The organism is uncultured Methanobrevibacter sp., assembly GCF_902771435.1.
GTDB lineage: Archaea > Methanobacteriota > Methanobacteria > Methanobacteriales > Methanobacteriaceae > Methanocatella.
This window is the reverse complement of the sequence record NZ_CACXXB010000005.1, coordinates 38,831-62,495: the sequence shown is the minus strand read 5'-3', so window position 1 is coordinate 62,495 and position 23,665 is coordinate 38,831. Positions and strand designations below refer to the sequence as shown.

Genomic DNA, 23,665 nt, shown 5'->3' with positions numbered 1-23,665 from the left:
AAAATAAGTATGAATTGAATCATACTTAAGCAATATCTGCTGAATTTATCACATTATTAATGCTGTCTGATGTGATTGAGTTAATTGAGTCTCCAGTTACTTTGAAAACATACAATTTACCATCAGTAAACATTGAAACGTATCTTGTGTAATTTCCATCAGCATTTTCCATAATTATATTTGAACCATTTCTTCCATCTAATGTTACTGTTTCAACAAGTTCAACTGCATCGCCATTGCTTATTGCGTTGCTGATCCTTTGTTGATTTATATCTTTCAGAGATGTAGCACTACTGCTAATATTATAGTGCTCAATGATTGTATTATTATCATTTTTGAAAAATATTGCAGTTTCATGGTCTGTATCGGTGAGATTTACCTTTTCCCAATTATTAGGATATTTAAATGAGAAATCTCCTGCGTTATATTCAGCCAAATCACTAGATTGGATTGGTGTGCCGGTTTTGTTTGAGCTTGTGAGGACAATTCCACAAATAACAATTAAAGTAATAAGCAATATGATTCCAATAATAAGTTTCTTTTCTTTGATAATATCCATTACACTTGGTTCATTGGAAGGTTTTTTCACTTTTTGTTTCTTTTCTACTTTAGGTATTTCTACTTTTGGTCTTTTTTCGACAATTGGCTCGCTATCAAAGATACTTCTTTCTCTTTTTTTACCGCCAACCTTTGGTTTTGGGAATTTATATCCACAATTTCCACAAACAGGAGCACCATCATAACTAGGATTTCCACATTCTGGACATTTTTTCACAGCCTAACCTCCATTGAAATTTACATTTTTTTTAAAGAATGTATATTTATAATAATGTTTTTATTATTATAAAAATATATTTATATCCGTGATAGCATGTCAAATGATGAAATTGTTAATGTTAATGATATAAATTATGCAATCTATAAAATTGGTGATTGGAAAAATGACTATGAAATAAATCAGATTGGGTTATCAAACGAAATTCCGGTCACAAAAAACACTGTATTTCATGTTAAAATGTCTATGGACGAAATTAGAAAATCTGAGTTTGCCTTTTCTGACAAGACTGTCAATGGATTTGTTGCAATTGCAACTCAATTAAATCCTAAAATCCTGGAAATGGATGTTGATGACATCATTTCTCTTGAAAAAAAAGAGTATGACAATATAATTAATGAATTGGATGGTTTGGAATTGTTAGCGGAAGATGACACCATTCCTCTTGACAGTGAGGAGTATCTCATTTATAAGTTACAGAAAGAATGTCATGTCACAACAGCCACACCTGCCAATGAGTACACTTTAAAGTTCCATGCAAATGAACTTAAAAAAATTGAAGATGCATTGAACTAAAATGCATCCAATGTTACTTTTTTGTCTCTTTTTAACTCGCGGGGAGGTTCAATTGAAACAAACTCAATGCCTTCCTCTTCAATCATTTCCTGAGCATCCTCCATTATGGAAGGTGCAACAAGTAATCCTCTGATTTTTTTCTTTTGGGCTTTGCAGTCTTTCAGGTAATCGTTTTCGGTATTTTCAAAGTCCTGAATATATCGTTTCAATTGCTTTACTGCATTAACGCCGGCTTTACGGGCTTTAAGCTCAAGTATCATTAAGTTATTGTCACTGTCCTTACCTAAAATGTCAATGAATCCATGTTCCACACTGTATTCTCTTGCGGTCGGTGTAAATCCTTCTTCAATCATGTGTGGCTTGTCCATTATCATGTCGCCCATGTCCTTTTCATATCCTGCCTGTTCAAGCTCTTCAAAGTCTTCGATATTGGCGAAATTAATGAATTGGATTTTCTTAACTTCAACAGTCAACAGCTCTTTAGGTGTTCTTCTGTGGCTTTCCAAAAAGAGATTGTCATTTTTAATGTATGTTCTTGTTCTTGATTTTGGAGGCTGCCAGTTGACGGGTTCCACCTTTTTTTCCTGATGGATTAAGAATGCTCCATCTGGTTTTATCATAATTATTCTTTCTCCCCAGTTTAATTCACTTAGTGCACGGCCTTCATAGTTGACTTTACAGCATGCAAAAATCAGTATTGTGGCCTTTTTTCTCAAAGCCTCCTGAACTAAATCGTATGCTTCATCACAACTAGGTTTTTCTAAAATTTTATATTTCATCACAATAACATTGTTTAGTTTAATTTAAATACTTTGTTTTTAATTATATTAATTAATCAATCAAATAGATAGGAGGGAATTTAAATGTTTGATGAAGAATTTTTTGAAAACGAAAAAAAGCAATTTATAATGGATTCATTCAAATTTCAAAATGGTGAAGTACTGAATGATGTTACAGTAGAATACATGACTTACGGAACTCCAAAATATGATGAAGACGGTTTAATCACTAATACAATTCTTTATTGTGGTGGTTCTCTGGGAAGTTTTGCAGGAATCAGCAAAATTTTGCCTCTGACATTCGAAAATTGTCCTTTTGATGCTGAAAAATATTTCTTTGTAAGTATGACTGCTTTAGGTTCATCAGGTTCATGTTCTCCATCATTGACTGGTTTGAAAAATAAATTCCCCGAATATACTATGGTGGATGTTGTCAATTTCCAAAAACAGTTTTTGGATGAGAAATTTGGCATTAATCATGTATTGGGATTGGTGGGCAATTCAATGGGGGGTTTTGTAGGCCTGACCCAAGCTATTGAATATCCCGAATTTCAGGACTTCATTATCTGCGGCGTAAGCAGTTACAAGGTTGCAGGTCATGATTTCATTCTTTCAAGGTTTGTAGATGAAATAATAGAGTCAGACCCTGATTACGCTAGGGGTGAACTGACCTACTCATTAATCAGGACATTGAGAATAGCCTGTCTTGCAGAATTCAATTTCGGCCTTTCAAAGGAGGCAATGAGAGCCAAAACTAATGAGGAATTAAGTTGTGAGTTTGAGGAATTCGGAAATGAAATGATTGAAACTGATATCTATGATTTAAAATACTGCAACAGGGCAAGCATGAATTTCAATGTTGAGGATGATTTGGGCAAGATTAAATCCAAGGTTTTAATCATTGCATGCAACCAGGATCCTCATTTCCCTCCTGAACTGGATGCGATTCCAATGTCTGAAATGATTGAAAACTCTGAACTTTTGATAATGGATTCTGAATTGGGTCATTTATGCTTCAATGAACTTGAAAACATATCTTATGAGCTAAAAGATTTTTTAAGTGGTTTTGATGATAGTTAACATAACAGATTACGGCAAAACGGACAGCAGCAATTTTGTCGAATATTCAGTAAGCGACTTGACTTTGAGTCAGATGGAATTTTTAAACGATAATTTGGGTGAGGAAACTGAAATAGATGGCAATGTTTTCAAATTAAAAATGTATTTTGATGACCGATTATATCCTTTTCAAAGCGATGTTGCCCAATTTAGGTTAGATGACTTCATAGCACGTGAAGAAATAGAAATGAATGTGTTTTTGTCTAGTTTTTTAGAGGATATGTGATGAAGCATTATTCGTACATGTCCGAATTTTACTAAAATTTATATAGTTAATTTAGATTAACTATTATATGCTAGGTGATTATTATGAAGTCTGATGCGGAGCATGGCATTCATGTTATGGAATCGTTTGAATTTGAATCAGGACAAATTTTGAAAAATGTCAATGTTGAATATATTACTTCAGGGTTCCCTAAATACGATGAAGAAGGAAATATTATCAATGCAATCATCTATTTCCCTACTTTAAAGGGAGGTCACTCCATTTTAAACAATTTTCATAACATTATTTATAATAGTCAGAAAGATGAATATTTTTTTATTAAAGTTACTTCACTTGGAACTCCAGATTCATGTTCTCCGTCTTCAACAGGCTTAAAACATGAGTTCCCATCATATACGTTTAGGGATAGGGTTAATTTTAAAAAACAATTTTTGGATGAAAAATTTGGCAATATTAAAAAGATATTGGGGTTAATTGGTGAAGGTACTGGTGGATTTGATGTTTATACATGGGCTAGCGAATATCCTGATGACATGGAATTCATTATCATTTTAAATTCAACTCACAGTAATTACGGGCACCGTTATGTCATGCTTAAGGCTGTAGAGTCAATGATTGATTCTTGTGATGATTTTTATAATACCGAGGAGTATAGTGTTTCAGTATCCAAACTTATTGTAGCAATTGCGAGAATAATGTTCATGACAATTCATTCAAAAAGGGTTTTCGATGAGTTGTCTAATGATGAAATAGATGTTCTGTTGGAGGATTATGTTGATGAGATATTATTCATGGACATATATGATTTCAAAACAAAAAACGACTGTCTTTTATCGTATAATGCTTATGATAAGTTATCCAATATTAAGGCAAAAGCATTGATTATAGGAATTGAGGATTATTTATCATTCAACACTAGTAAGGACATTTTGCCTTTAAAGGATATTATAAAAGATTCAAGAATAATTACAGTTGAAGGTGAAGAAAGCTTTTATCAGGAATCTGATTATTCAGAGGTGGGTTCAGAAATAGTTTCATTTTTAAAACAGTTTAAAACAAATGATGCATAGTTTATTTAATTATTATTTGAAGCAGTTTTCTCATGATTTTTTATATTGTGGAGTTATTCATGAGTTAAACTCGGATAATCTATTTTTTGATTATAAAAATGATTTTGTATAATGGGGGCATTTTTTGGAGTTTGATGAGTCATTTTTAGGGTATGGTATGTATACATTGGAAAGCTTCGAATTTGAAAGCGGTGAACAGTTGGATGATCTGGATGTGGAATATTTCATTTCAGGCACACCAAAATATGATGATGAAGGCAATATAGTTAATGCGATTGTTTTTTTCCATTCATATATGGGAACCTGTTATTCGATTAATGAAATGTATAATATGACATCTCAATGTGGTCCTTTTAATAAAGATGAATATCTTCTCGTATCAGTAACTGCTTTAGGTGTTCCAGAATCATGTTCCCCATCAAAAACAGGTTTAAAACAGCATTTTCCAAAATATTCTGTTTTGGATTGTGTAAATTTTCAAAGACAATTTTTGAAAGAGTTTTTGGGTATTGAACATGTTTTTGGAGTTACAGGTAGGGGAATGGGAGGATATGAAGTTTATACATGGGCTTGTGAATATCCCGATGAGATGGATTTCATTATCGTTTCTGACAGTTGTTATAAGACTGGCGGTTATAGGTATGCAATTTCAAAAGTTGTAGGAAGCATCATCGACTCTTCCGATGCGTTCTACTCTGACACTTATGACAGTTCATTATCCCAATCAATGGTTTCCATTAATAAATTGGTCTACTCAAATTTCTTTTCCAGAAAGGTTTTTTATGAAATGACTAATGATGAAATCGATGTTTTAATGGATGATTTTGTGGAAGAGGGTTTATTCATAGACATTTATGATTTGAAATTCAGAAACGATTCTGTTTTAGAATATAATGTTGAAGATAAGTTAAAAAACATAAAGGTCCCGACATTGATTTTAGCCAATGATGATGATATCTATTATTATCATGAGTTTGATACTCTTCCCTTAAATGATTTGATTGAAAACTCGGAGATTGTTTTATACAAATCCCCTGAAAATCCTGAAGAGTATTGGGACGTTGAATTTTTCATCGAAACCTTTGATAATTTTTTAAAAAAAGTAAAAAATAAAAGCTAGTTAAACTAGCTATTTTGATGCGTTAAGCATGTGTTCAACTGCTTTTCTGGATTTGTCTGCAACTTCTTTAGGCAAGACCACTTCAGGAGCCTCATTGGCAAGTGCATCCCTTATTTTTTCCAGTGTATGAAGTTTCATTGTATTACAAATAGCTCCTTCAAGCAGAGGATACAATTTTTTTCCAGGAACTTCGGAGTTGATTCTTGTAATCATGTCTATTTCGGTCCCGATTACAAATTCCTCCTTGTCGCTTTGGGCGATGTATCTTAACATTCCTCCGGTGGACATTACTTTATCGCAGGCATTCTGAACTTTCATGTCACATTCAGGGTGGCAGATGATTTCTGCATTAGGATACTGTTCCCTTTTAAGCTCTACATCTTCAACGTGGAATAATCTGTGAACATAGCAGTGGCCGTCTTTAGGGACGTGGATAATTTCCTTATCTAATTTTTCTGCCACATGGTTTCCCAGGTTTTTATCAGGTCCAAACAGTATTTTGTCATGAGGTAAACTTTCAGTAACTTTCACGGCATTGGCAGATGTACATAATGTGTCTGCATGCTGTTTGGCTTCGGCAATACTGTTCACGTAAAGAATTACGCCGGCATCGGGGTGTTCTTTTTTAGCTTCCAGGAGAACATCTTCAGGCAGCATATGTGCCATCGGACATTCGGCTTCCAGTGTTGGTATTACAATTTTTTTATCCGGATTTAGGATATATGCAGTTTCTGCCATAAAGTCAACACCACAGAATACCACCAAATCCTTATCATCAATTTCTGATGCTTTAATACACAATTCTAAAGAATCTCCAAGAAAATCAGCTATTTCCTGTACTTCTTTTGGCTGATAGTTATGTGCCAGTATTATTGCATTTTTTTCTTCTTTCAACTTTAAAATTTCTTCTTGTATTGTGCTACTCATTTTTTTTCACCAACCGTACGTATGTATTTTCTAATATCGTTAACAATTATTAATTTATATTTGTCTCTAGCATTTATTATTAATTGCCATCTGTTTTCACTGTCAACATCTTTTACCCAAAATGATACTTTAACTTCAACTTCCCAAAAGTCGGTTTTATTTGCAAAAACCAATGGTCCGCGAGTGTTGTCTATTGCATCATAGGTTACAATTTTCTTAGTAATGTATTCTTCAAAGTCCACCACGTCAACGTATAAAGGCAATCCTATACAAACATCAACCCGACGCAGTTCGTCAGGTTTAAATTCATAATATGGATTATTTGTTAATGTGGAGTTTGGAATATGATCCCTTACTCCTAAATTATCGACGATAACTGTTGATCTAAATGCAATACTCTCGACAGTTCCTTTTTTACCATCAATTTCAATGGTATCTCCAACTTTAATGCTTTTTCCAAGTATTAATATGATTCCTGAAAATAAATTGGAAATTATGTCTTTGGCTGCAAAACTCACAGCGATACCTACAATACCTAAACTCAACAATGTTCCTGCAAGGTTTACTCCAAAGAACTGCAAAATATACATTAATGCAACAAAATATATGCTGTAAGTTATAATGTCTTTAATGAGATACGCCGCAGTCATATCTTTGTCATGGGTTTCCCTTCTTTTCATAAAATAGGAAAGAATGTGTGTCATGACGGTAATTAAGACAATAATGATTATTATATAAAATATAATTTGTAGCTCTTTATTTGTTATAATGAAGTCCATAGTATCATTTAAGTTCAATTTCCATTAAATCGTAAGCGATTTCAGTATTTTCAAAAATTTCTCGTGCTTCATTCAATAGGATTTCAGAAAATTTCCCGTTATAGCGTGTGCTGATATGTGTCAATACTAACTCTTTGCAGTTGGATTGCTTTGCAACATATGCAGCATCAGCCGCTGTTGAATGGCCATGCTCTTCAGCATTCTCTTCATCCTGACATGTAAATGTTGATTCATGAATTAGAAGAGTACTGTCTTTTGCAAGATTAATCATTTCCTCACAGGGTCTGGTGTCCCCGGAGTATGTGAGTTTAATTCCTTTTCTAGGTTCACCGAGAACCTGTTCGGGCTTTATGATTTTCCCGTCAATTTCAACTTCTTCTCCGTTGTGCAATTTGCCGAAAAGAGGGCCTACGGGAACTCCCAATTCAATGGCTTTTTCCCTTAAAAACCTTGGCTTTTTCTTTTCTTCAATTGAATATGCAAGAGAGGGAACATTATGTCTGACGGATTGGCATTTGATAATGTATTCTTCAGTCTCGTTAATGATTCCTGATTCTATTTCAACGAATTCAAGAGGGTATTCATATTTGCAATAACCGAAGTTTAATATTGCATTTCTGACTTTATGCAATCCTTTGGGACCGTATATTGTTAATTTTTCTGTTCTTCCATGCAGTCCAAGGGATTGTATGAGTCCCGGAAGGCCTAAAATATGGTCTCCGTGAAAATGTGTGATAAATATTTCGGATATTTTCATGGGGCTTACTTTTGTGTGGAGCATTTGTCTTTGAGTTCCTTCTCCGCAATCAAACAGCATCACTTTTCCGAATGCCTTAACGGCAATTGAAACTTGATTTCTCTCTTTTGAGTGAACTGCTGAAGAGGTTCCTAAAAATATTATTTCCATATAAATCACTTAAATTATATTATAGATTAGATATATATTTTAAATAATATTAAAGTTTAGGTGATTTTTTGGATAAGATTATAGAATACATGTTGGCCGAAGATGAGGGATTTGGTGATATTACTTCAAATGCTGTTGTTGAAAAAGGTTTGGTAATATCTGCTCAGATAGTTTCAAAAGATGAAGGAATTTTAGCAGGAATGGACGTAATCAGAGACGTATTTGAAGAATATGGTGTTAAAGTCAATTTCTGGTTGAAGGATGGTTCATCAATATCTAAAAATGATTTGCTGATGTCAGTTGTGGGGGATGCAAGAACTATTCTGCTTCTGGAAAGGACAGTCTTGAATTTATCCATGAGGATGAGTGGGGTGGCCACTGCAGCCAGTCATTATGTTAAACTTGTTGAGGATTATGATGTGAGGGTTGCCGGAACACGCAAGACTTCACCCGCAATCGCCAAATTTGATAAATATGCGCTTCAGGTTGGGGGTGCAGATACCCATCGCTTTAGTTTGGATGACATGGTTTTAATTAAGGACAATCACATTGCTACATGTGAAAGTCCTTTGGATGCTTTGTTAAAAGCTAAAAAGAATACCAGTTTTTCTAAAAAAATAGAAATTGAAGTGGAAACATTGGATGATGCAATCGAATGTGTAAAAAATGGGGCAGATATTGTAATGCTTGATAACATGAATCCAAATGAAGTCAGTGATGTTATTGACAGGTTAAATGAGTTAAATATTCGTCAAAATTCATTAATCGAAGTGTCTGGAGGCATTACTGACGATACTATTGCAGATTATGCCAAGTTAGGTGTGGATATCATCTCAATAGGTGCTCTGACACATTCTTCAAGAAGTCTTAACTTCAGCATGAGGTTTTAAGACTTATAATCTTAATTTTAAAACTTCTTTCAGCTCTTCGTTGGTCATTTCAGTCAGAAATGTTTCATCGCTTACGATGGATTTGCTTGCCAGATCGGTCTTATGTTTGCTTATGGCATCAATTGTTTCTTCAAGGGTTCCCTTTGTAATGAATCGGTATACCATGACGTCGTTTTCCTGACCGATTCTATGCACCCTGTCTGTTGCCTGATTTTCAACCGCAGGATTCCACCATAAATCATAATGGATAACATTTTGAGCAGCGGTCAAATTCAAACCGGTTCCCCCAGTTTTAAGTGTCGCAACCAGGATTTTATAGTTTTCATTCTCCTGGAATGTATCAATTACGTTTGCCTTTTCAATCCTTGTCTGTGATCCGTGCAGGAACAGTACCTCTTGCTTGAACTTTTTGGAAATTAATTCTTGAATGAGCTTGCCCATTTCAACATATTGGGTAAAAATCAGAACCTTTTCATTGGCATCTAAAATATTGGACAGTATATCAACTAAAAGTTCCATTTTTCCGGATTCTGATATTTTGGGATTTTTAATGTCTAAAAACTGTGCAGGATGGTTGCAGGTCTGTTTCAGTGCAGTCAATATCTTAAGGATTATTCCTTTTCTCTGAATACCTTTTGAATTTTCAATATCAAAGAATATCTCGTCTAGAATCGCATTATATAGTTTTATCTGCTTTTTGGATAATGTGCAGTAAATGTCATTGATGAATTTCTCCGGCAGTTCCTTTTTAATGTCATCATCGGTTTTCAAACGCCTTAAAACGAATGGTTTGGCTATTGTTCTCAAATCATCTAAAGTCTCTTCATCTTCCAGTTTTTCTATTGGCATAACATATTGCCTTTTGAAATCATCCTTTGTTGACAAATATCCTTTATTTGTAAAATCAAATATTGACCAGTAATCCATAAGTTTGTTTTCGATTGGAGTTCCGGTCAATGCAACTTTTGACCTTGCATCAACGCTTTTGATGGCTTTTGTCTGTTCGGTATTTGGATTTTTAATATTTTGGGCTTCATCTATGATGCATAAAAACCATCTTTGGTCAACAAACATATCCAAATCAAGCCTGACAACGCCGTAGGAGGTCAATATGATGTCATATGTCTCCAGGGGAAATGTTCTGTTGGACCCGTGATAAATGAAATATGTCAAATCAGGTGTGAATTTTTTAATTTCATTTTCCCAATTGGATATTAGTGTTGGCGGAACGATTATCAAAGCTGTTTTGTCTTCCAGGAGATTATTTTCCTTATAATAAAGGATTGCAGATAAAATCTGTATTGTCTTTCCAAGACCCATGTCGTCAGCCAATATGCTTCCGAATCCATATCTGATGTTTTGAACCAGCCATGAATAGCCAATTTTTTGATAGGGCCTTAAATCCCCTGTCAAGCTATGCGGGACATCATAAATTTTATTTTCCCTGATTAATTTTTTAAATTTGGCAAAATCCTTTGCATTCAAATGTTTTTTAACTGAATCTTCTAGTTGGTTGGCCATTTTATATTCTCTTCAGATTTAATTAGTGATATTTTGTTGTTAATCGAATATTAATTTATGTTTCACTTTTAATTATATTCAAATATGATGATTTTTTTTCTTTAATTTTGAATATTTGTCTGAAAAACAATAATTTAATAATATAGTAAAATGATATATATTAAAGATAGAGATTATATTTTTTTATAATGGTGATTTAATGGTAAAAATAGCTAAATTGGCTTTGGAAGATGGAACAATTTTAAAAGGGGAAGCTTTCGGTTATGAAACCACCAAATTGGGAGAACTTGTTTTCTCTACTGGTATGGGTGGATATACTGAATCTTTAACCGACCCGTCTTTTAAAGGAGAAATTTTAATGTCTACTTATCCTTTGGAAGGAAATCATGGGGTAAGTGAGAAGTGGTATCAATCTGATAACATTCAGGTTGAAGGATTTGTTTGTCGTGAAGTTTGTCGTGAAGTATCCAACTTTGGACCTCAAAAAACTTTGGATGAGTTTTTAAAGGAATTTGAAACTCCAGGAATCAGCGGAATTGACACCAGAGATTTAACATTAAAAATTCGTGAAAGAGGTTCACTAAAAGCAGCAATCACAACAGAAGACATTGACGATGATAAATTGTTGGAAATGGCAAAGTCACAACCAAGCATTGAAGATAGGGATGTTGTACCTTTAGTTTCAACAAAGGAGATTAAAATATTCAATGAAGATGCCGACAAGAAAGTTGCATTGATTGATTGTGGTGTTAAAAAGAATATCATTAACTCATTTTTAGAAAGGGATATTGGTGTTGTATTATTCCCTTATGATACTGATTATAAAACTGTCCTGGATTACTCCCCAAGCGGTCTGATGATTACTTCCGGACCTGGAAACCCAGACAGAGTAACTGAGACAATTGAAACCATGAAAAAACTCTCCAGCAGATTGCCGATTTTCGGAATTTGTATGGGACAACAATTGATTGCTAAGTCTTTTGGAGCAAGGTCTTACAAAATGAAATTTGGTCACCGTGGTGAAAACCAGCCGGTTAAGGATTTAGCTACTGGAAAAGTGTTTATCACATCTCAAAACCATGGTTTCACAATTGATAAGGAATCTTTAAAAGAGACAGACTTAGAATTAGCTCAAGTTAACTTAAATGATGGAACTCCAGAAGGAATTTCCCACAAGGAATTACCTTTAAAATGTATACAGTACCACCCTGAAGCGGGCCCTGGTCCAAATGATACAAAAAGCATTTTTGATGAGTTTAATCAGATGATGGAAGATTATTAAAAAATTAATGAGGATTATATATGCCAGTTGATAAGGATATTAAAAAAGTATTAATTATTGGTTCAGGACCTATTCAAATCGGACAGGCAGCAGAGTTCGATTATTCAGGTTCACAAGCATGTAAATCACTAAGAGAGGAAGGTATTGAAACTGTTTTGGTTAACAGTAATCCGGCTACAATCCAAACTGACATTGACATGGCCGACACAGTTTATACTGAACCATTAACTCCAGAAGTCGTTGCTAAAATTATAAAAGAAGAAGAAATTGACGCTATTTTACCAACTATGGGTGGACAAACCGGATTAAATATTGCAACAGGTCTTGGAGATTTGGGATTGCTTGAAGGAATTAAGGTCATAGGTTCTGATGTTCAAACAATTAAAGATGTGGAAGACCGTGATTTATTTGCAAACCTGATGGAAGAAATTGGAGAACAGATTCCGAAATGTCAGGCTGTAGAAAGTGTAGATGCAGCACTTGAAGCCGTAAAAGAAATAGGTTATCCTGTAATTGTAAGGCCAGCATTCACCTTGGGTGGAACTGGTGGTGGAATTGCACACAATGAAGAGGAATTAATTGAAATCGCAAATCACGGTTTGGATATGAGTTTCATCAATCAGGTTCTCATTGACGAATCTGTTTTAGGATGGAAAGAAATTGAATTTGAAGTAATGAGAGATAAGGAAGACACCTGTATCATTGTATGTACCATGGAAAACATAGATCCTATGGGTATTCACACAGGAGACAGTGTTGTAGTTGCTCCAATTCAAAACCTATGTGACGAAACCATTCAAAAAATGCGTGACGCATCAATCAAGATTATCAGAGCATTAGGAATTCGCGGTGGATGTAACATTCAATTTGCGCTAAACCCTGAAACCGACGAATACAAAGTTATTGAAGTAAACCCTCGTGTATCAAGAAGCAGTGCGCTTGCTTCAAAAGCGACAGGTTATCCGATTGCAAAAATCTCATCAAAAGTTGCATTAGGAATGACTTTGGATGAAATCAAAAACGACATTACCAAAGAGACTCCTGCATCATTTGAACCTGCCATCGATTATGTTGTTATTAAAATCCCAAGATGGCCGTTTGACAAGTTCAAAGGAATAAGCCGCCAGGTAGGAGTTCAAATGAAAGCTACCGGAGAGGTAATGGCTATCGGAAGAACCTTCGAAGAAGCATTCCAAAAAGCATTAAGATCTTTGGACATGGGCTTTGACGGATTTGAATATGTTGAATGGACAGAAGAAGACTTGTCAAATCCGACTGATTTAATTTATTTCCAAATCTATTCCGCAATCAAGGACGGAATGGACATCGATAAGATAAGGGAACTTACAAAAATCGATAATTTCTTCCTATACAAAATCAGAAACATCGTTAACTTTGAAAATGATGTCACTGTTGAAAAATTGGATGATGAATACTACTTGAGAAAAGCAAAACAGTTAGGATTCTCAAATAAGAGATTAGCTTCACTGACTGGCCAGACAGAAGAATATGTCAGAAACTTGCTTTCAAGATACAACATCAAACAATCATATAAGATGGTAGATACCTGTGCTGCAGAATTTGAGGCAAAAACCCCTTACTACTACAGCAGCTATGATGTTGGAAACGAACTGGTATCAACCACTAAAAAGAAAGTTGTTATTCTTGGAGCGGGTCCGATCAGAATTGGTCAGGGTATTGAATTCGATTACTGCTGTGTACATTCATCTTTGGCTTTAAAAGAGGATGGAATCGAAACAATTTTAATCAACAACAACCCTGAAACCGTAAGTACCGATTACGATATTTCGGACAAACTGTTCTTCGAGCCATTGACCTTTGAAGATGTAATGGGTGTCATCGAACAGGAAAAACCTGATGGAGTCATCGTGCAGTTCGGTGGTCAGACATCAATTAATTTGGCAGTACCTCTGGCTAATGCAGGTGTTAAAATTTTAGGAACTCCTTATGAAAGTATTGATAGGGTAGAAGACAGGGAATTATTCGCTGAACTTCTGGAAAAACTACACATTCATCAGGCACCATATGGAACTGCAAACTCTTTTGATGAGGCAAAGGAAATTGCAGAAAGAATCACATTCCCAGTGCTTGTACGTCCATCATATGTTATTGGTGGAAGAGCAATGGAAATTGTTTATGATGTAAATGAGCTTGAGGAATATATGAAAGAGGCAGTAAAAGTTTCACCTGACCACCCGATTTTAGTGGACAAGTTCCTCGAAGATGCAATTGAATTGGATGTTGACCTTTTATGTGACGGCGAAGACGTATTCATAGCAGGTATCATGGAACACATCGAAGAAGCAGGTGTTCACTCAGGTGACTCTGCATGTGTAATACCTCCTCAAACCATTCCTGCACATATTTTAGATGTCATTCGTGAAAACTCCACTAAATTGGCTCTGGAATTGGATGTAAAAGGTTTAATGAATATTCAATATGCAGTCAAACTTGATGAGGAAATGGTATACATTATTGAAGCAAACCCTCGTGCAAGTAGAACAGTTCCATTTGTAAGCAAAGCTATTGGCGTGCCTTTGGCAAAAGTGGCTACCTGGATTATGCACGGAGCAAAATTAAAAGACTTCAATTTAACCAAAGAAATCAAGATTGACCATGTCGCTGTAAAAGAGTCTGTATTCCCATTCCTTAAATTACCTGAATCAGATACTATCCTTGGTCCTGAAATGAAATCCACTGGTGAAAGTATAGGTATAGATGAAAACTTCGGAATGGCATTCTACAAATCCCAACTTTCAGCGGGAATGGAACTTCCTAAAGAAGGAAAAATATTCCTCACTGTTAAAGAACAGGATAAGAAAAAAATCAGGCCTATTGCAGAAAAGGCTGCCAATTTAGGATTTGATATTGCCGCAACTAACGGTACTGGCCAGGCCACAGGTTTGACAGATATTGAAATAATCAAAAAGGTTTCACAGGGATCCCCTAACATTAGGGATGCAATACTTAATAAGGAAATTGATTTGATTATCAACACTTCTGAAGGAAAACAATCTGCTAAAGACGGTTATATTATCAGAAGATTGGCTATTGAACTTGGTATACCATATGTTACCACATTGGCTGGTGCAAGAGCAGCTTTAAATGCTATTGCGGCTGTACAAAACAGCGAAATTAATGTAAAATCATTAAACGACTATGCGGATGGAGAATAATATTTCTTTATCCTTTTATTTACTTTTTTTTTTTAAAAATAGAATTTCAATTATTGCATTCTCTATGATGAGTTCAGTAATTGCCGAATAGGTATTCTTTGATATTGATACCGCAGGATGGACATTCCTCTTCGCCGATTTTTAACCTTGTTTTACATTTAGGACAGAAGTTTAATTGAACTTCATATTCTTTGTTTTGATTAATGACGATATTGACGTCAATTCTTTCAGTGATGTTGCTTTTAAGGACGCTCATGTCCCAGGCATTGTCCATCAGGAGTTTTTTATAGTAAAACGCTTCTGTCATCGTATCGTAATAGCCGATAATCTCACCCATTCTTTTGATATAAAAACCTTTAACCTTATGATCAAAGAGGATTTCCCCTTCTCTTTCCTTTTTGTTAAATTTTGTTCCCTTTATACGTCCTCTTGGCCGTTTTTCGGGAAAAGGAGGCAATACCATATTTTCATACTTGTTTTCAAGGTCGCATTCAACAAGCAGGTCATAGTCGAAATTACAAAAAAATAGCGCATCTCGCTCATATAATGCATCAGACAATTTTCTAAACTCTCCATAATCTTTATTATTGTGTTTAACTCTATATACATCACCAGTTTTCACAATGTTTCGGTAAAAGTATCTTATTTCTTGAGAGTTAATTGAAATCATCTCCATTATCTTAAAAAAGCGAAGTGTTGAATTTGTGCAAAAATCTTGATTGCACTTGGTTTAATATTATTTTTTTAAATCTAATAAAGTTAATGAAAAATTATTTTAATAAAAAAAATTAGATTCTAGATTAATGTTTACTATATCAAACGGAATCATTTTAAAAGGTCAGAATTTAATTCCATCAAAGGAAAACATCGTTGTAGATGACGGTAAAATCATTCAGATAAAAAAAGATGCAAAAGAAGGTAAAATCATCGATGTTGATGGTGCTGTTGTCTGCCCTTCATTTATCAATGGCCATATTCACATTGGCGATTCGATAATTAAGGATGAAGGGTATGGTTTGTCCTTAAGTGAAATGGTCAAGCCTCCGGATGGGGTTAAACATAAGGCACTGGCAAATGCAACCGATGAAGAGCTAATCCATGCCATGCAGGAGTCAATGTGGGATATGGTTAACTCAGGAACAACCCATTTCATCGATTATCGCGAAGGTGGAATTAGGGGAGTTGAACTTTTAAGGGAGGCTAGTAAAGATATTCCGATTAAACCGATTATTTTAGGTCGTGACGATAGTTTTTATGGGGACGATCCTGATTTGGGTAAAGTCAAAATAGCTATTAGAAAGCTTTTAAAGGTTGCTGATGGAATTGCACCAAGTGGCTTTGGTGAAATTACACAGGACGTTGCAAATCTGATTGTCGATGAATGCAGTAAACAGGGTAAGATTTCATCAATTCATGTTGCGGAATCAGAATCAAATCAAATAGAATCATTGAATGAATTTAATAAAACCGAAATCGAAAAGGGCATTAACAGTAACTTTTCCCAGCTGGTTCACCTTACAAATCCCAAAAATAATGATTTGGAGCTGGTTTCAAAATCAAGTTCCAACATTGTAGTTTGTCCGAGGGCCAATGCAACATTGAATGTGGGGGTTTGCAGACTGAATGAAATGCTGGGACTGGGAGTAAGGCCGCTACTTGGAACTGATAATGTAATGCTAAACTCTCCAAATATGCTTAGGGAGTTGGAATTTACCTTAAAATTAATGTCTGTTTATTATAAATCTTATATTAGTCCGCAGCAGTTGTTACAAATGGCTACAACTAATGTCTGCAGCAATGATGTAAATAATATTGTACAAAAATCCTTTATAGATGAGGGTTATTTCGCCGAATTTATAATTTTCAAATCTTTTTCTAAAAATCCATACCTTAATATATGCAATAGGCTAGAAACGAAAAATATATTATATATCATTAATAAAAAATGTATTGTATAATATCATGGATATAAATCTATATGATATGGGAGTTGATAATGATGTATAAAAAAATATTGGTTCCGACTGACGGATCAGAATTTGCAAAGAAAGCTCAAAAGCATGCATTATTTTTGGCAGGTGTCACTGGCGCTGAAATAGTTGCCGTAAGTGTCACAGAGAACAATTTTGTCAACGGACTTCCATTGGATGATGAAGTGTACCAGTTAAATCAGGTCTTAAAGGAAAGATCTCAAGAGAATCTTGAAGAATTTGACAAATTAAATGCAGATAATATAAAAATATCTCATGTAATTAAAGAAGGTTCTCCTGCAAGATGTATTTTAGAAGTGGCAGCTGAAGAAGATATTGATTTAATAGTCATGGGAAGTTCAGGTAAATCTGGATTTGATAGATTTATAATGGGTAGTGTAGCAGATAAGGTTGTAAATTCGGCCAAATGCGCAGTACTTGTAATCCATTAGATTATTATTAATTTATTATTATAATTTTGTTAATATAGGTGTTTTTATGTTAGTTAAAAGAACAATGTCTAAAAATGTAGTCAGTGTTTCCGTACCAGGTAACAGAGAAAAAGTTTTAGACTTAATGAGAAAAGAAAACAAAGCAGTACTTCCTGTAGTTAAAGAAGATACTGATATTTTAGTAGGACTAGTAACCCGTTCTGATTTAATTAATAATCCTGACGAAGAACAAATTGCAATGTTGATGACTAGAGATTTAGTTACTGCAAATCCTAGTGAGGATGTAATAGATGTTGCTCGCAAAATGATTGAAAATAATGTAAGAAGGGTTCCTGTAGTAAATGATGACGGTGAACTTGTTGGAATTATCACATCTTTCGATTTGGTGTCCAAAGCATTAACTAAACTTACAATCAATGATGCTGTTGAAAATTATATGATTACTACTGTTCCAACTACATGGGATAAAGCTCCATTAAACGTTGCTTTCGAATCCATGAATCAATTCGGTTTAAAATCTATTTTGGCATTGGATGACAATGCAAAATTATCTGGTATTTTAACTGAAACTGATTTCATCTCTGAAATTGAAATTATTTCAGAAAGAAGTGAACACAGTTCCACTGTAGGTACTGAAGGAGATAAATGGTCTTGGGATAGTACTTCCATTTTATACATTGAGAAAAACCATTTGAAATTCACAGACAAAGTAGTTGGCGATGTTGCTATCGGCAATGTTGAAGTAGCTAACTCCAAAACTAAAGTTTCTGACTGTGCTAAAAAAATGAAATCCTTAAACATTGAGCAAATTCCTGTCATCGGTGTTGAAGGAGACTTAGTCGGTCTTGTCAGAGCTAGTGATTTGATTAAAGCTTTAGTAGAATAGCTGTGATAGGATGGCTGTTAGTCCGGTTTTAGTGATTAAAACAGTTGACGATAGTGTTGTAGGTGTTCGTGCAAGATTATATGATGATTTTGTCGAACACGAAATTGTTCTTAATTCTGTTCTTACTTATTGGTGGGCTAATAATATGTCCCCTGCTTTAAAATTTTTGGAACTTTTCGAATCAGTTATCAAAAGAACGATTAATGAATTGATGCCTCATAAGAATTTGAAACTTAAATATGAGGTTAAAGCCGATGATGTATTGGAAAAGGCTTCTGAAATAGAGATCAGTTTAATTGAAATAGAAGCTGATGATGTTGGCTTTAAGATCGAGGGTAAACAAGTGATTTTGAAAGGTTTAGTCAAAACAAGCGAAGATTTTGAAGCAAATGAGTTTGCTAAAACTATTGAAAAGACTATTGAGACTCCAGACATTGTTTTAAAAAAATACTTGGAAATGAACAAGTGAATTTAATTGCGTGATGTTTGATGGTAGTGTTAACACTTTCATTAACATTGATACTCAATCAATTAAATTCATAGTTTTATCTTATTTTTATAATTTAATTTAATGAATTTTTATTTTGATTTGTTTTGATTAAAAATTCCAATAAAATGGTTTGCCAAATCTATATCTCATTTTTAATACAGTGCAATAATTTTTTTGCATCTTCTTTTTTAATGTCTGGGGATTGGCGTATGAAATCAATGAGCTTATCCTTTTTGGAGGCATCCAGATTTGATGCACTTAAGGTTTGGGCATAGTTTCTTTTCGGATAAAACGTTTCTTTAGCAATTGCAAGTAATTCATCCTTTTCATCTTCAGTTATGATGTTTTCTTCAACTGCATTTGTAAAAACGTATTTCATATTTATCAGAGGTTCTGAAAGTGCCTCTAAGGTATCAGAATCAAGCATTACTGCAACATCATCATCAGAATCAACTTCACCGCTTGCATACTGGTTGTAGACATAACCTATTCCAGTCATTCCCAAAACATCCAGCTCGGATGCTCTTAAAGCACCCATGCTTGAAGCACCATAAACTTTGATGCCTTTTTTAATTGCATTTAAGATTTCCTTATGTCCGACAGCGGAGCTTTGGTGAAATACTCCGTCAATTATTCCGATAATGTCGGGATTTTCTTTTAAAGCAAGATTCAAATCTCCTCTTTGAATAGGTCTTTTATAGATTACTTCAACATCTCCGTGGGAGTCCAAAATCTCCTTCGCTTCGCTGAATGGAAGGGACAGTCCAGTATAAATTATGATTTTTGTCATGGTATCATACTTTTAAAAATCTATATCCTGCTCTGCTTTGGTCAAGTGCATAAAGCTCCATTTCCGGAATGATGACGCGAACAACGCTGATGTCCAATTCGGGTCGTGTCAAATCAGTGTATAGAATTTTACTGATGTCATTGGATATCAGTTCATCCTTAACGATTTCAATATCTTCTGTGATTGAAGTTGTAGCTTTATTTTCAATATCTGACAAGTTGATTTTATTTTCCTCTTCTTTGAAATAATACTTGTTGATTCTTTTCATTCGCTCATAGCCAGCTTCACGTGCAAAATCAGCTCTGACAGTATCTTCACGTGCGCCATTTATTTGGGTTGCCCTGCTTTGAGCTACTTCTGTCAATGCTCTGAGGATTGCAACTTCAGGATCAAGGTGCGTTCCCATTCCCAATGTCAGAAGTCCGGCATCTTTTGATACTGTATCGTCTGCTGAAGCTGCTATTGTTGGAACATTGATATCTGCAGTAAAATCCATTAGTTTTATCTTTATCCCTTCGGATTCGAACTTGTCAACGGTGTCATTAACGATATCACTTTCAATAGTGTCCAAATCTATTTGGGCATAATTTTTATGGGTTAACTCAAATATGCTCCATGCATCTCTTTCAATTACTTCAAACATTCCATGCAGAATAGCTTCATCAAGTACATTTCCTGATGCCAAACCGTTGGTATTTGATTTAAACAGTCCGTCAATGGAGTCCTCATGGATATAAGGGTGGTATACTGCATTTGACGGAACATAATATTCCTCACCTGAAATTATATCGAATGCCAGATTCCATTCCAACTTAAATTCGCTTAAATCCTGCTTTTCCAAATTCTGACCTAAATTCAGTGATTTCGGGTCAATATAGTTTCCTTTTTTAGCTATTTCATCCAAATTTGCTATTACTGTATCATCACTGTCTTGCTTTTCAGCAGAATACCTTTCAAATCCTTCCATCATTGCAGAGGCTTTGGCATGGTCTTTTGAAATTCCCTTTCCTCCGTAAATGCTGACTGCACCATCTTCTGCGGTCGGTCTGATGGCGGTATATATTGGTAGTCCGACCCTGTCCAAATCGGTAATGTCTGCAATACGGGTAATTCCTGCTGTTTTAAGTTTGTCTTGATTGATTTCAATAGTCTTTTTAGGAGCAATTACTCTATGAGTTCCCTTAAAGTATGTAAGTTTTTCAGTCATTTTAAATTCCTATAATTAGTCTAATAATATTTTCCACACCAATTGTCATTGACATTAATGTCATGAGTCCTGCAATAGCGAATATGATAAGCCAAATTCCGATATTCCATCTCAATACTTTTGATCCGTCAAGGTTTCCAATTGGAAGCAGGTTGAATGCTGCAAGAAAACTGTTGATGGAGTAACCCAAAGCGCAAATATTCAATATTAACACTGAAGTCTGTGAGTGGAATGCGGATGGGTAAATCGCAATGCATATCGCTAAAAAGATTAGTGCAAGAAGTATATTGACAATCGGACCTGCAATTGATATTTTACCGTTTATTTCATCGGTCATGTAGTTTGCATATGTGTAAACTGCACCTGGGGCAGCAAATACAAATCCGAAAAATGATGTAATGAGTGCAAATATTAATCCCTGAGGCCATAATTTGAATTCTGCCCAGTAACCATATTTCATTGACACAAATTTATGTCCGAGCTCGTGCAATATGAAACCGGCACCCACTCCAACCATAATCATTGGCAATAGGTAAAGTATTGCATTGATATCTCTTCCTGCATTTGCTATTGCAAAACAAAGTGAAATAACAATAAATGCAATTATTAAATCTCTTACTTCACTAGCTGTAAATTTAAACATAATTTTAAAGTATCTATTTTGACTTTAATAAAATTATCTTTTTTTTGATTTGAACGGATGTTTAAACTTTTTTTTGTATAATTCAACAAATAGTTTTTTATAGTTCGTTGAATTTAATTTAGTTTAGGGGAGTAGTCTATGCCATTAATGAAATTGAAAAAAGTGCTTGAATATTGCAGTTATGATGTGGTATTTTTCATATTCATATGTCTGATAATATTTCTTTTGAATTTGATTCCTGATTATTCTACGAATTACTTCGATTCAAATATTCAGGGCATAATTCGAATCCTTGTTCTAATATTATTGAATGGTTATGGTATGGTGATTGCTCGCGATAGGATAAACCATGGTTACAGATTGCCTAAAATTATTCCTGGTGATGTCATTAATCTTGGTGTAAAATCAACTTTTGTTTATGGATTTTTTGTTCTTTTACAAACAGCCCTTTTATATTTGACAGCATCTGCATTTGATTTGCCCCTATTTGATTTGCATCACCTGCTGTTGAACTTAGATGAAACAATTGAAATGTTCTTTGTCAACAGCCCGGAATTTATGCTGACGTTTATACTTGCAGGAGGTCTTGTATTTTATTTCACCACATTTTTTGCAGAGGTGTCCCTGGCAAGACTTGCAGACACTAAAAGTTTCTTTGCGGCATTTGATTTTATAGCTATTTGGAGAAGCATTAAGATATTTGGCTTTAGAAATTATATTCTGGATTATACCAGTCTTATTTTGGCAATTGTGTTTTTAACGGTCCTTCAATCCGTTAACCTTCTTCTTGATATTATGCTTGATAACTTATGGGAGATGATTTTCGGCTTTTTAATATTTGCAACTCAATATCTGGGTATTGGTGCAGTATACTGTGATATAAAGGATGCTGAGATTAAATCAAGACAATCTGAAGAATACTCCTAATTTTTTTATAATACCTCTTCCAAATAATTAATCATGGATTTGCATGTAAATAATATTTTAAATGATTTGGAAAAGGATGATTTTCAAGCTTATCTTCTTACTCAATTTACCAACGTGGAATATGTTTCAGGATACAGGCCCACCAGTTTTGCCTTTTGCATTATAAAGGAAAATCCTATTGTCTATGCATCAGGAATGGATATGGAATTGGCTAAAAACACTTCTTCAATTGAAGTGAAGGAGTATGAATCATATGACGTGATGATTAATGAGCTGAAGGAAGAGGGAATTAAATGTTTGGCTATTGAACCGGCACTGCCTTTCAGCACTTTTGTTCGATTTAGGGACGATTTTGAAATTGATGCAAAAACCTACATCGACAAACAGAGGATGATTAAAATGCCTGAGGAAATCAAAAAGATTGCAAAGGCAACTGAAATAGCTCAAAAATCATTTCTGCAATTGGACATATTAAATAATCCCGGTACTGAAAAGGAAGTGGCATTTGATCTGGTTCGCCATATGATTGAAAACGGTGCTTCAAAGGAATCATTTGACACGATAGTTACCAGCGGTGCTTCCTCAAGCTTGCCTCATGCAATTCCAGAAGCCAAAAAATTATCTCAACCCATATTGATAGATTGGGGAGCTATTTTTGATGGGTATTGCTCTGATAATACCCGTACTATGGTTTATAGTGAGCGTCAGCAGGAAATTTGGGATATTGTTGCAGAGGCACACGACAAGGCAATAAAAGCAGTCAAACCTGGAATGAAATGCTGTGAAGTGGATAAGGTTGCACGAGATATTATATCTGGTTATGGTTATGAAGATAAATTTATACACTCAACAGGTCATAGTTTGGGTCTGGATATTCATGAAACTCCCGGATTTTCACTTCGCGATAAGACAATAATTGAAGAGGGCATGGTCATCACGGTTGAACCCGGAATTTATCTGGAAGGAGAATTCGGTGTTCGCCTGGAAGATACTATAAGCATTTCCAAAAAAGGTGAGGTCATAGGAGATTTGCCGTTAAACATAGAATGACATTGAACTGAATTATTATTGATAACTAATTAAGTTTCACTAGTATTTTTTAAATCAAATAGATTATTAGTTTTTATTCGTA

24 protein-coding genes are annotated in these 23,665 nt (G+C 34.7%); 14 read left to right on the top strand and 10 right to left on the bottom strand.

Going from position 1 to position 23,665, the window contains the following annotated elements; translation table 11 throughout:
• Window positions 1-25 precede the first annotated feature (25 nt).
• Window positions 26-775 carry a PsbP-related protein gene (locus QZU83_RS02405; protein WP_295609365.1) on the bottom strand — a complete coding sequence of 250 codons (750 nt, stop codon included), beginning with the start codon at window positions 773-775 and terminating at the stop codon, window positions 26-28.
• Between the two features lie 96 nt (window positions 776-871).
• Here QZU83_RS02405 and QZU83_RS02400 point away from each other — a divergent pair, with 96 nt between their 5' ends.
• Window positions 872-1,351, top strand: coding sequence for a hypothetical protein (locus QZU83_RS02400; protein ID WP_295609364.1), 480 nt, complete (start codon window positions 872-874; stop codon window positions 1,349-1,351).
• Here QZU83_RS02400 and nucS read toward each other — a convergent pair.
• On the bottom strand, window positions 1,348-2,130 hold the full coding sequence (gene nucS / locus QZU83_RS02395) for an endonuclease NucS (RefSeq protein ID WP_295609363.1): 783 nt from the start codon (window positions 2,128-2,130) through the stop codon (window positions 1,348-1,350). The two genes, QZU83_RS02400 and nucS, sit on opposite strands and share 4 nt — an antisense overlap.
• 84 nt (window positions 2,131-2,214) lie before the next feature.
• Between nucS and QZU83_RS02390 the strand changes: the two genes are divergently transcribed.
• The 4 genes from QZU83_RS02390 to QZU83_RS02375 all read left to right on the top strand — a co-directional run bounded on the left by QZU83_RS02390 (window position 2,215) and on the right by QZU83_RS02375 (window position 5,665).
• Window positions 2,215-3,210 carry an alpha/beta fold hydrolase gene (locus QZU83_RS02390; protein ID WP_295609362.1) on the top strand — a complete coding sequence of 332 codons (996 nt, stop codon included), beginning with the start codon at window positions 2,215-2,217 and terminating at the stop codon, window positions 3,208-3,210.
• Entirely contained in the window at window positions 3,200-3,475 is a 276-nt protein-coding gene (locus QZU83_RS02385; protein ID WP_295609361.1) for a DUF5750 family protein, read from the top strand. Before QZU83_RS02390 ends, QZU83_RS02385 begins: the two co-directional genes overlap by 11 nt.
• 83 nt (window positions 3,476-3,558) lie before the next feature.
• On the top strand, window positions 3,559-4,545 hold the full coding sequence (locus QZU83_RS02380; RefSeq protein WP_295609360.1) for a hypothetical protein: 987 nt from the start codon (window positions 3,559-3,561) through the stop codon (window positions 4,543-4,545).
• 124 nt (window positions 4,546-4,669) lie between these two features.
• A complete protein-coding gene (locus QZU83_RS02375; RefSeq protein ID WP_295609359.1) occupies window positions 4,670-5,665 on the top strand; it encodes a hypothetical protein in 996 nt (331 codons plus the stop codon).
• 9 nt (window positions 5,666-5,674) lie between these two features.
• On the opposite strand, the gene nadA is transcribed toward QZU83_RS02375, so the two are convergent.
• The 3 genes from nadA to rnz all read right to left on the bottom strand — a co-directional run bounded on the left by nadA (window position 5,675) and on the right by rnz (window position 8,278).
• The gene (nadA, locus tag QZU83_RS02370; RefSeq protein ID WP_295609358.1) at window positions 5,675-6,592 is read right to left on the bottom strand and encodes a quinolinate synthase NadA; all 918 of its coding nucleotides are present in this window, start codon (window positions 6,590-6,592) and stop codon (window positions 5,675-5,677) included.
• The gene (locus tag QZU83_RS02365; protein ID WP_295609357.1) at window positions 6,589-7,272 is read right to left on the bottom strand and encodes a mechanosensitive ion channel family protein; all 684 of its coding nucleotides are present in this window, start codon (window positions 7,270-7,272) and stop codon (window positions 6,589-6,591) included. The genes nadA and QZU83_RS02365 overlap by 4 nt, the downstream gene beginning before the upstream one ends.
• Window positions 7,273-7,375: 103 nt before the next feature.
• The gene (gene rnz / locus QZU83_RS02360; protein ID WP_295609356.1) at window positions 7,376-8,278 is read right to left on the bottom strand and encodes a ribonuclease Z; all 903 of its coding nucleotides are present in this window, start codon (window positions 8,276-8,278) and stop codon (window positions 7,376-7,378) included.
• Window positions 8,279-8,346: 68 nt separating this feature from the next.
• Between rnz and nadC the strand changes: the two genes are divergently transcribed.
• The gene (nadC, locus tag QZU83_RS02355) at window positions 8,347-9,168 is read left to right on the top strand and encodes a carboxylating nicotinate-nucleotide diphosphorylase (protein WP_295609355.1); all 822 of its coding nucleotides are present in this window, start codon (window positions 8,347-8,349) and stop codon (window positions 9,166-9,168) included.
• Window positions 9,169-9,171: 3 nt separating this feature from the next.
• Here nadC and QZU83_RS02350 read toward each other — a convergent pair whose 3' ends face one another.
• Window positions 9,172-10,689 carry a DEAD/DEAH box helicase gene (locus QZU83_RS02350; protein ID WP_295609354.1) on the bottom strand — a complete coding sequence of 506 codons (1,518 nt, stop codon included), beginning with the start codon at window positions 10,687-10,689 and terminating at the stop codon, window positions 9,172-9,174.
• 199 nt (window positions 10,690-10,888) lie between these two features.
• On the opposite strand from QZU83_RS02350, the gene carA reads away from it, so the two are divergent.
• Both carA and carB read left to right on the top strand, forming a co-directional pair.
• A complete protein-coding gene (gene carA / locus QZU83_RS02345) occupies window positions 10,889-11,971 on the top strand; it encodes a glutamine-hydrolyzing carbamoyl-phosphate synthase small subunit (RefSeq protein WP_295609353.1) in 1,083 nt (360 codons plus the stop codon).
• A gap of 20 nt (window positions 11,972-11,991) precedes the next feature.
• The gene (gene carB / locus QZU83_RS02340; RefSeq protein WP_295609352.1) at window positions 11,992-15,168 is read left to right on the top strand and encodes a carbamoyl-phosphate synthase large subunit; all 3,177 of its coding nucleotides are present in this window, start codon (window positions 11,992-11,994) and stop codon (window positions 15,166-15,168) included.
• A 73-nt stretch (window positions 15,169-15,241) separates the two neighbouring features.
• Here carB and QZU83_RS02335 read toward each other — a convergent pair whose 3' ends face one another.
• Window positions 15,242-15,838 (bottom strand): zinc ribbon domain-containing protein, encoded by a 597-nt coding sequence (locus QZU83_RS02335; protein ID WP_295609351.1) that lies wholly within the window; start codon window positions 15,836-15,838, stop codon window positions 15,242-15,244.
• A gap of 133 nt (window positions 15,839-15,971) precedes the next feature.
• Between QZU83_RS02335 and QZU83_RS02330 the strand changes: the two genes are divergently transcribed.
• Genes QZU83_RS02330 through QZU83_RS02315 form a run of 4 tightly spaced genes read left to right on the top strand, consistent with a single transcriptional unit; the run spans window position 15,972 to window position 18,945 of the window.
• A complete protein-coding gene (locus QZU83_RS02330) occupies window positions 15,972-17,126 on the top strand; it encodes an amidohydrolase family protein (protein ID WP_295609350.1) in 1,155 nt (384 codons plus the stop codon).
• Between the two features lie 41 nt (window positions 17,127-17,167).
• On the top strand, window positions 17,168-17,590 hold the full coding sequence (locus tag QZU83_RS02325; protein WP_366925375.1) for a universal stress protein: 423 nt from the start codon (window positions 17,168-17,170) through the stop codon (window positions 17,588-17,590).
• 46 nt (window positions 17,591-17,636) lie between these two features.
• Window positions 17,637-18,476 carry a CBS domain-containing protein gene (locus QZU83_RS02320; RefSeq protein ID WP_295609348.1) on the top strand — a complete coding sequence of 280 codons (840 nt, stop codon included), beginning with the start codon at window positions 17,637-17,639 and terminating at the stop codon, window positions 18,474-18,476.
• 10 nt (window positions 18,477-18,486) lie between these two features.
• Window positions 18,487-18,945, top strand: coding sequence for a hypothetical protein (locus QZU83_RS02315; RefSeq protein WP_295609347.1), 459 nt, complete (start codon window positions 18,487-18,489; stop codon window positions 18,943-18,945).
• 160 nt (window positions 18,946-19,105) lie between these two features.
• On the opposite strand, the gene QZU83_RS02310 is transcribed toward QZU83_RS02315, so the two are convergent.
• Genes QZU83_RS02310 through QZU83_RS02300 form a run of 3 tightly spaced genes read right to left on the bottom strand, consistent with a single transcriptional unit; the run spans window position 19,106 to window position 21,606 of the window.
• The gene (locus QZU83_RS02310; protein ID WP_295609346.1) at window positions 19,106-19,756 is read right to left on the bottom strand and encodes a TfuA-related McrA-glycine thioamidation protein; all 651 of its coding nucleotides are present in this window, start codon (window positions 19,754-19,756) and stop codon (window positions 19,106-19,108) included.
• 4 nt (window positions 19,757-19,760) lie between these two features.
• A complete protein-coding gene (locus tag QZU83_RS02305; RefSeq protein ID WP_295609345.1) occupies window positions 19,761-20,963 on the bottom strand; it encodes a YcaO-related McrA-glycine thioamidation protein in 1,203 nt (400 codons plus the stop codon).
• 1 nt (window position 20,964) lies between these two features.
• Window positions 20,965-21,606, bottom strand: coding sequence for a site-2 protease family protein (locus tag QZU83_RS02300; protein ID WP_295609344.1), 642 nt, complete (start codon window positions 21,604-21,606; stop codon window positions 20,965-20,967).
• Between the two features lie 138 nt (window positions 21,607-21,744).
• On the opposite strand from QZU83_RS02300, the gene QZU83_RS02295 reads away from it, so the two are divergent.
• Complete coding sequence (locus QZU83_RS02295; RefSeq protein WP_295609343.1) at window positions 21,745-22,533, top strand: DUF4013 domain-containing protein; 789 nt, start codon at window positions 21,745-21,747, stop codon at window positions 22,531-22,533.
• A gap of 33 nt (window positions 22,534-22,566) precedes the next feature.
• Window positions 22,567-23,583: an aminopeptidase P family protein gene (locus tag QZU83_RS02290; protein WP_295609342.1), complete on the top strand. Its 1,017-nt coding sequence runs from the start codon at window positions 22,567-22,569 to the stop codon at window positions 23,581-23,583.
• Window positions 23,584-23,665: the final 82 nt, after the last annotated feature.

Coding starts and splice junctions, on each gene's coding strand:
- QZU83_RS02400 (WP_295609364.1), top strand. CDS start 872: ATGTCAAATGATGAAATTGTTAATGTTAATGATATAAATTATGCAATC.
- nucS (WP_295609363.1), bottom strand. CDS start 2,130: ATGAAATATAAAATTTTAGAAAAACCTAGTTGTGATGAAGCATACGAT.
- QZU83_RS02390 (WP_295609362.1), top strand. CDS start 2,215: ATGTTTGATGAAGAATTTTTTGAAAACGAAAAAAAGCAATTTATAATG.
- QZU83_RS02385 (WP_295609361.1), top strand. CDS start 3,200: ATGATAGTTAACATAACAGATTACGGCAAAACGGACAGCAGCAATTTT.
- QZU83_RS02380 (WP_295609360.1), top strand. CDS start 3,559: ATGAAGTCTGATGCGGAGCATGGCATTCATGTTATGGAATCGTTTGAA.
- nadA (WP_295609358.1), bottom strand. CDS start 6,592: ATGAGTAGCACAATACAAGAAGAAATTTTAAAGTTGAAAGAAGAAAAA.
- QZU83_RS02365 (WP_295609357.1), bottom strand. CDS start 7,272: ATGAAAAGAAGGGAAACCCATGACAAAGATATGACTGCGGCGTATCTC.
- rnz (WP_295609356.1), bottom strand. CDS start 8,278: ATGGAAATAATATTTTTAGGAACCTCTTCAGCAGTTCACTCAAAAGAG.
- QZU83_RS02350 (WP_295609354.1), bottom strand. CDS start 10,689: ATGGCCAACCAACTAGAAGATTCAGTTAAAAAACATTTGAATGCAAAG.
- carA (WP_295609353.1), top strand. CDS start 10,889: ATGGTAAAAATAGCTAAATTGGCTTTGGAAGATGGAACAATTTTAAAA.
- carB (WP_295609352.1), top strand. CDS start 11,992: ATGCCAGTTGATAAGGATATTAAAAAAGTATTAATTATTGGTTCAGGA.
- QZU83_RS02335 (WP_295609351.1), bottom strand. CDS start 15,838: ATGATTTCAATTAACTCTCAAGAAATAAGATACTTTTACCGAAACATT.
- QZU83_RS02330 (WP_295609350.1), top strand. CDS start 15,972: ATGTTTACTATATCAAACGGAATCATTTTAAAAGGTCAGAATTTAATT.
- QZU83_RS02325 (WP_366925375.1), top strand. CDS start 17,168: ATGTATAAAAAAATATTGGTTCCGACTGACGGATCAGAATTTGCAAAG.
- QZU83_RS02320 (WP_295609348.1), top strand. CDS start 17,637: ATGTTAGTTAAAAGAACAATGTCTAAAAATGTAGTCAGTGTTTCCGTA.
- QZU83_RS02315 (WP_295609347.1), top strand. CDS start 18,487: ATGGCTGTTAGTCCGGTTTTAGTGATTAAAACAGTTGACGATAGTGTT.
- QZU83_RS02310 (WP_295609346.1), bottom strand. CDS start 19,756: ATGACAAAAATCATAATTTATACTGGACTGTCCCTTCCATTCAGCGAA.
- QZU83_RS02305 (WP_295609345.1), bottom strand. CDS start 20,963: ATGACTGAAAAACTTACATACTTTAAGGGAACTCATAGAGTAATTGCT.
- QZU83_RS02300 (WP_295609344.1), bottom strand. CDS start 21,606: ATGTTTAAATTTACAGCTAGTGAAGTAAGAGATTTAATAATTGCATTT.
- QZU83_RS02295 (WP_295609343.1), top strand. CDS start 21,745: ATGCCATTAATGAAATTGAAAAAAGTGCTTGAATATTGCAGTTATGAT.
- QZU83_RS02290 (WP_295609342.1), top strand. CDS start 22,567: ATGGATTTGCATGTAAATAATATTTTAAATGATTTGGAAAAGGATGAT.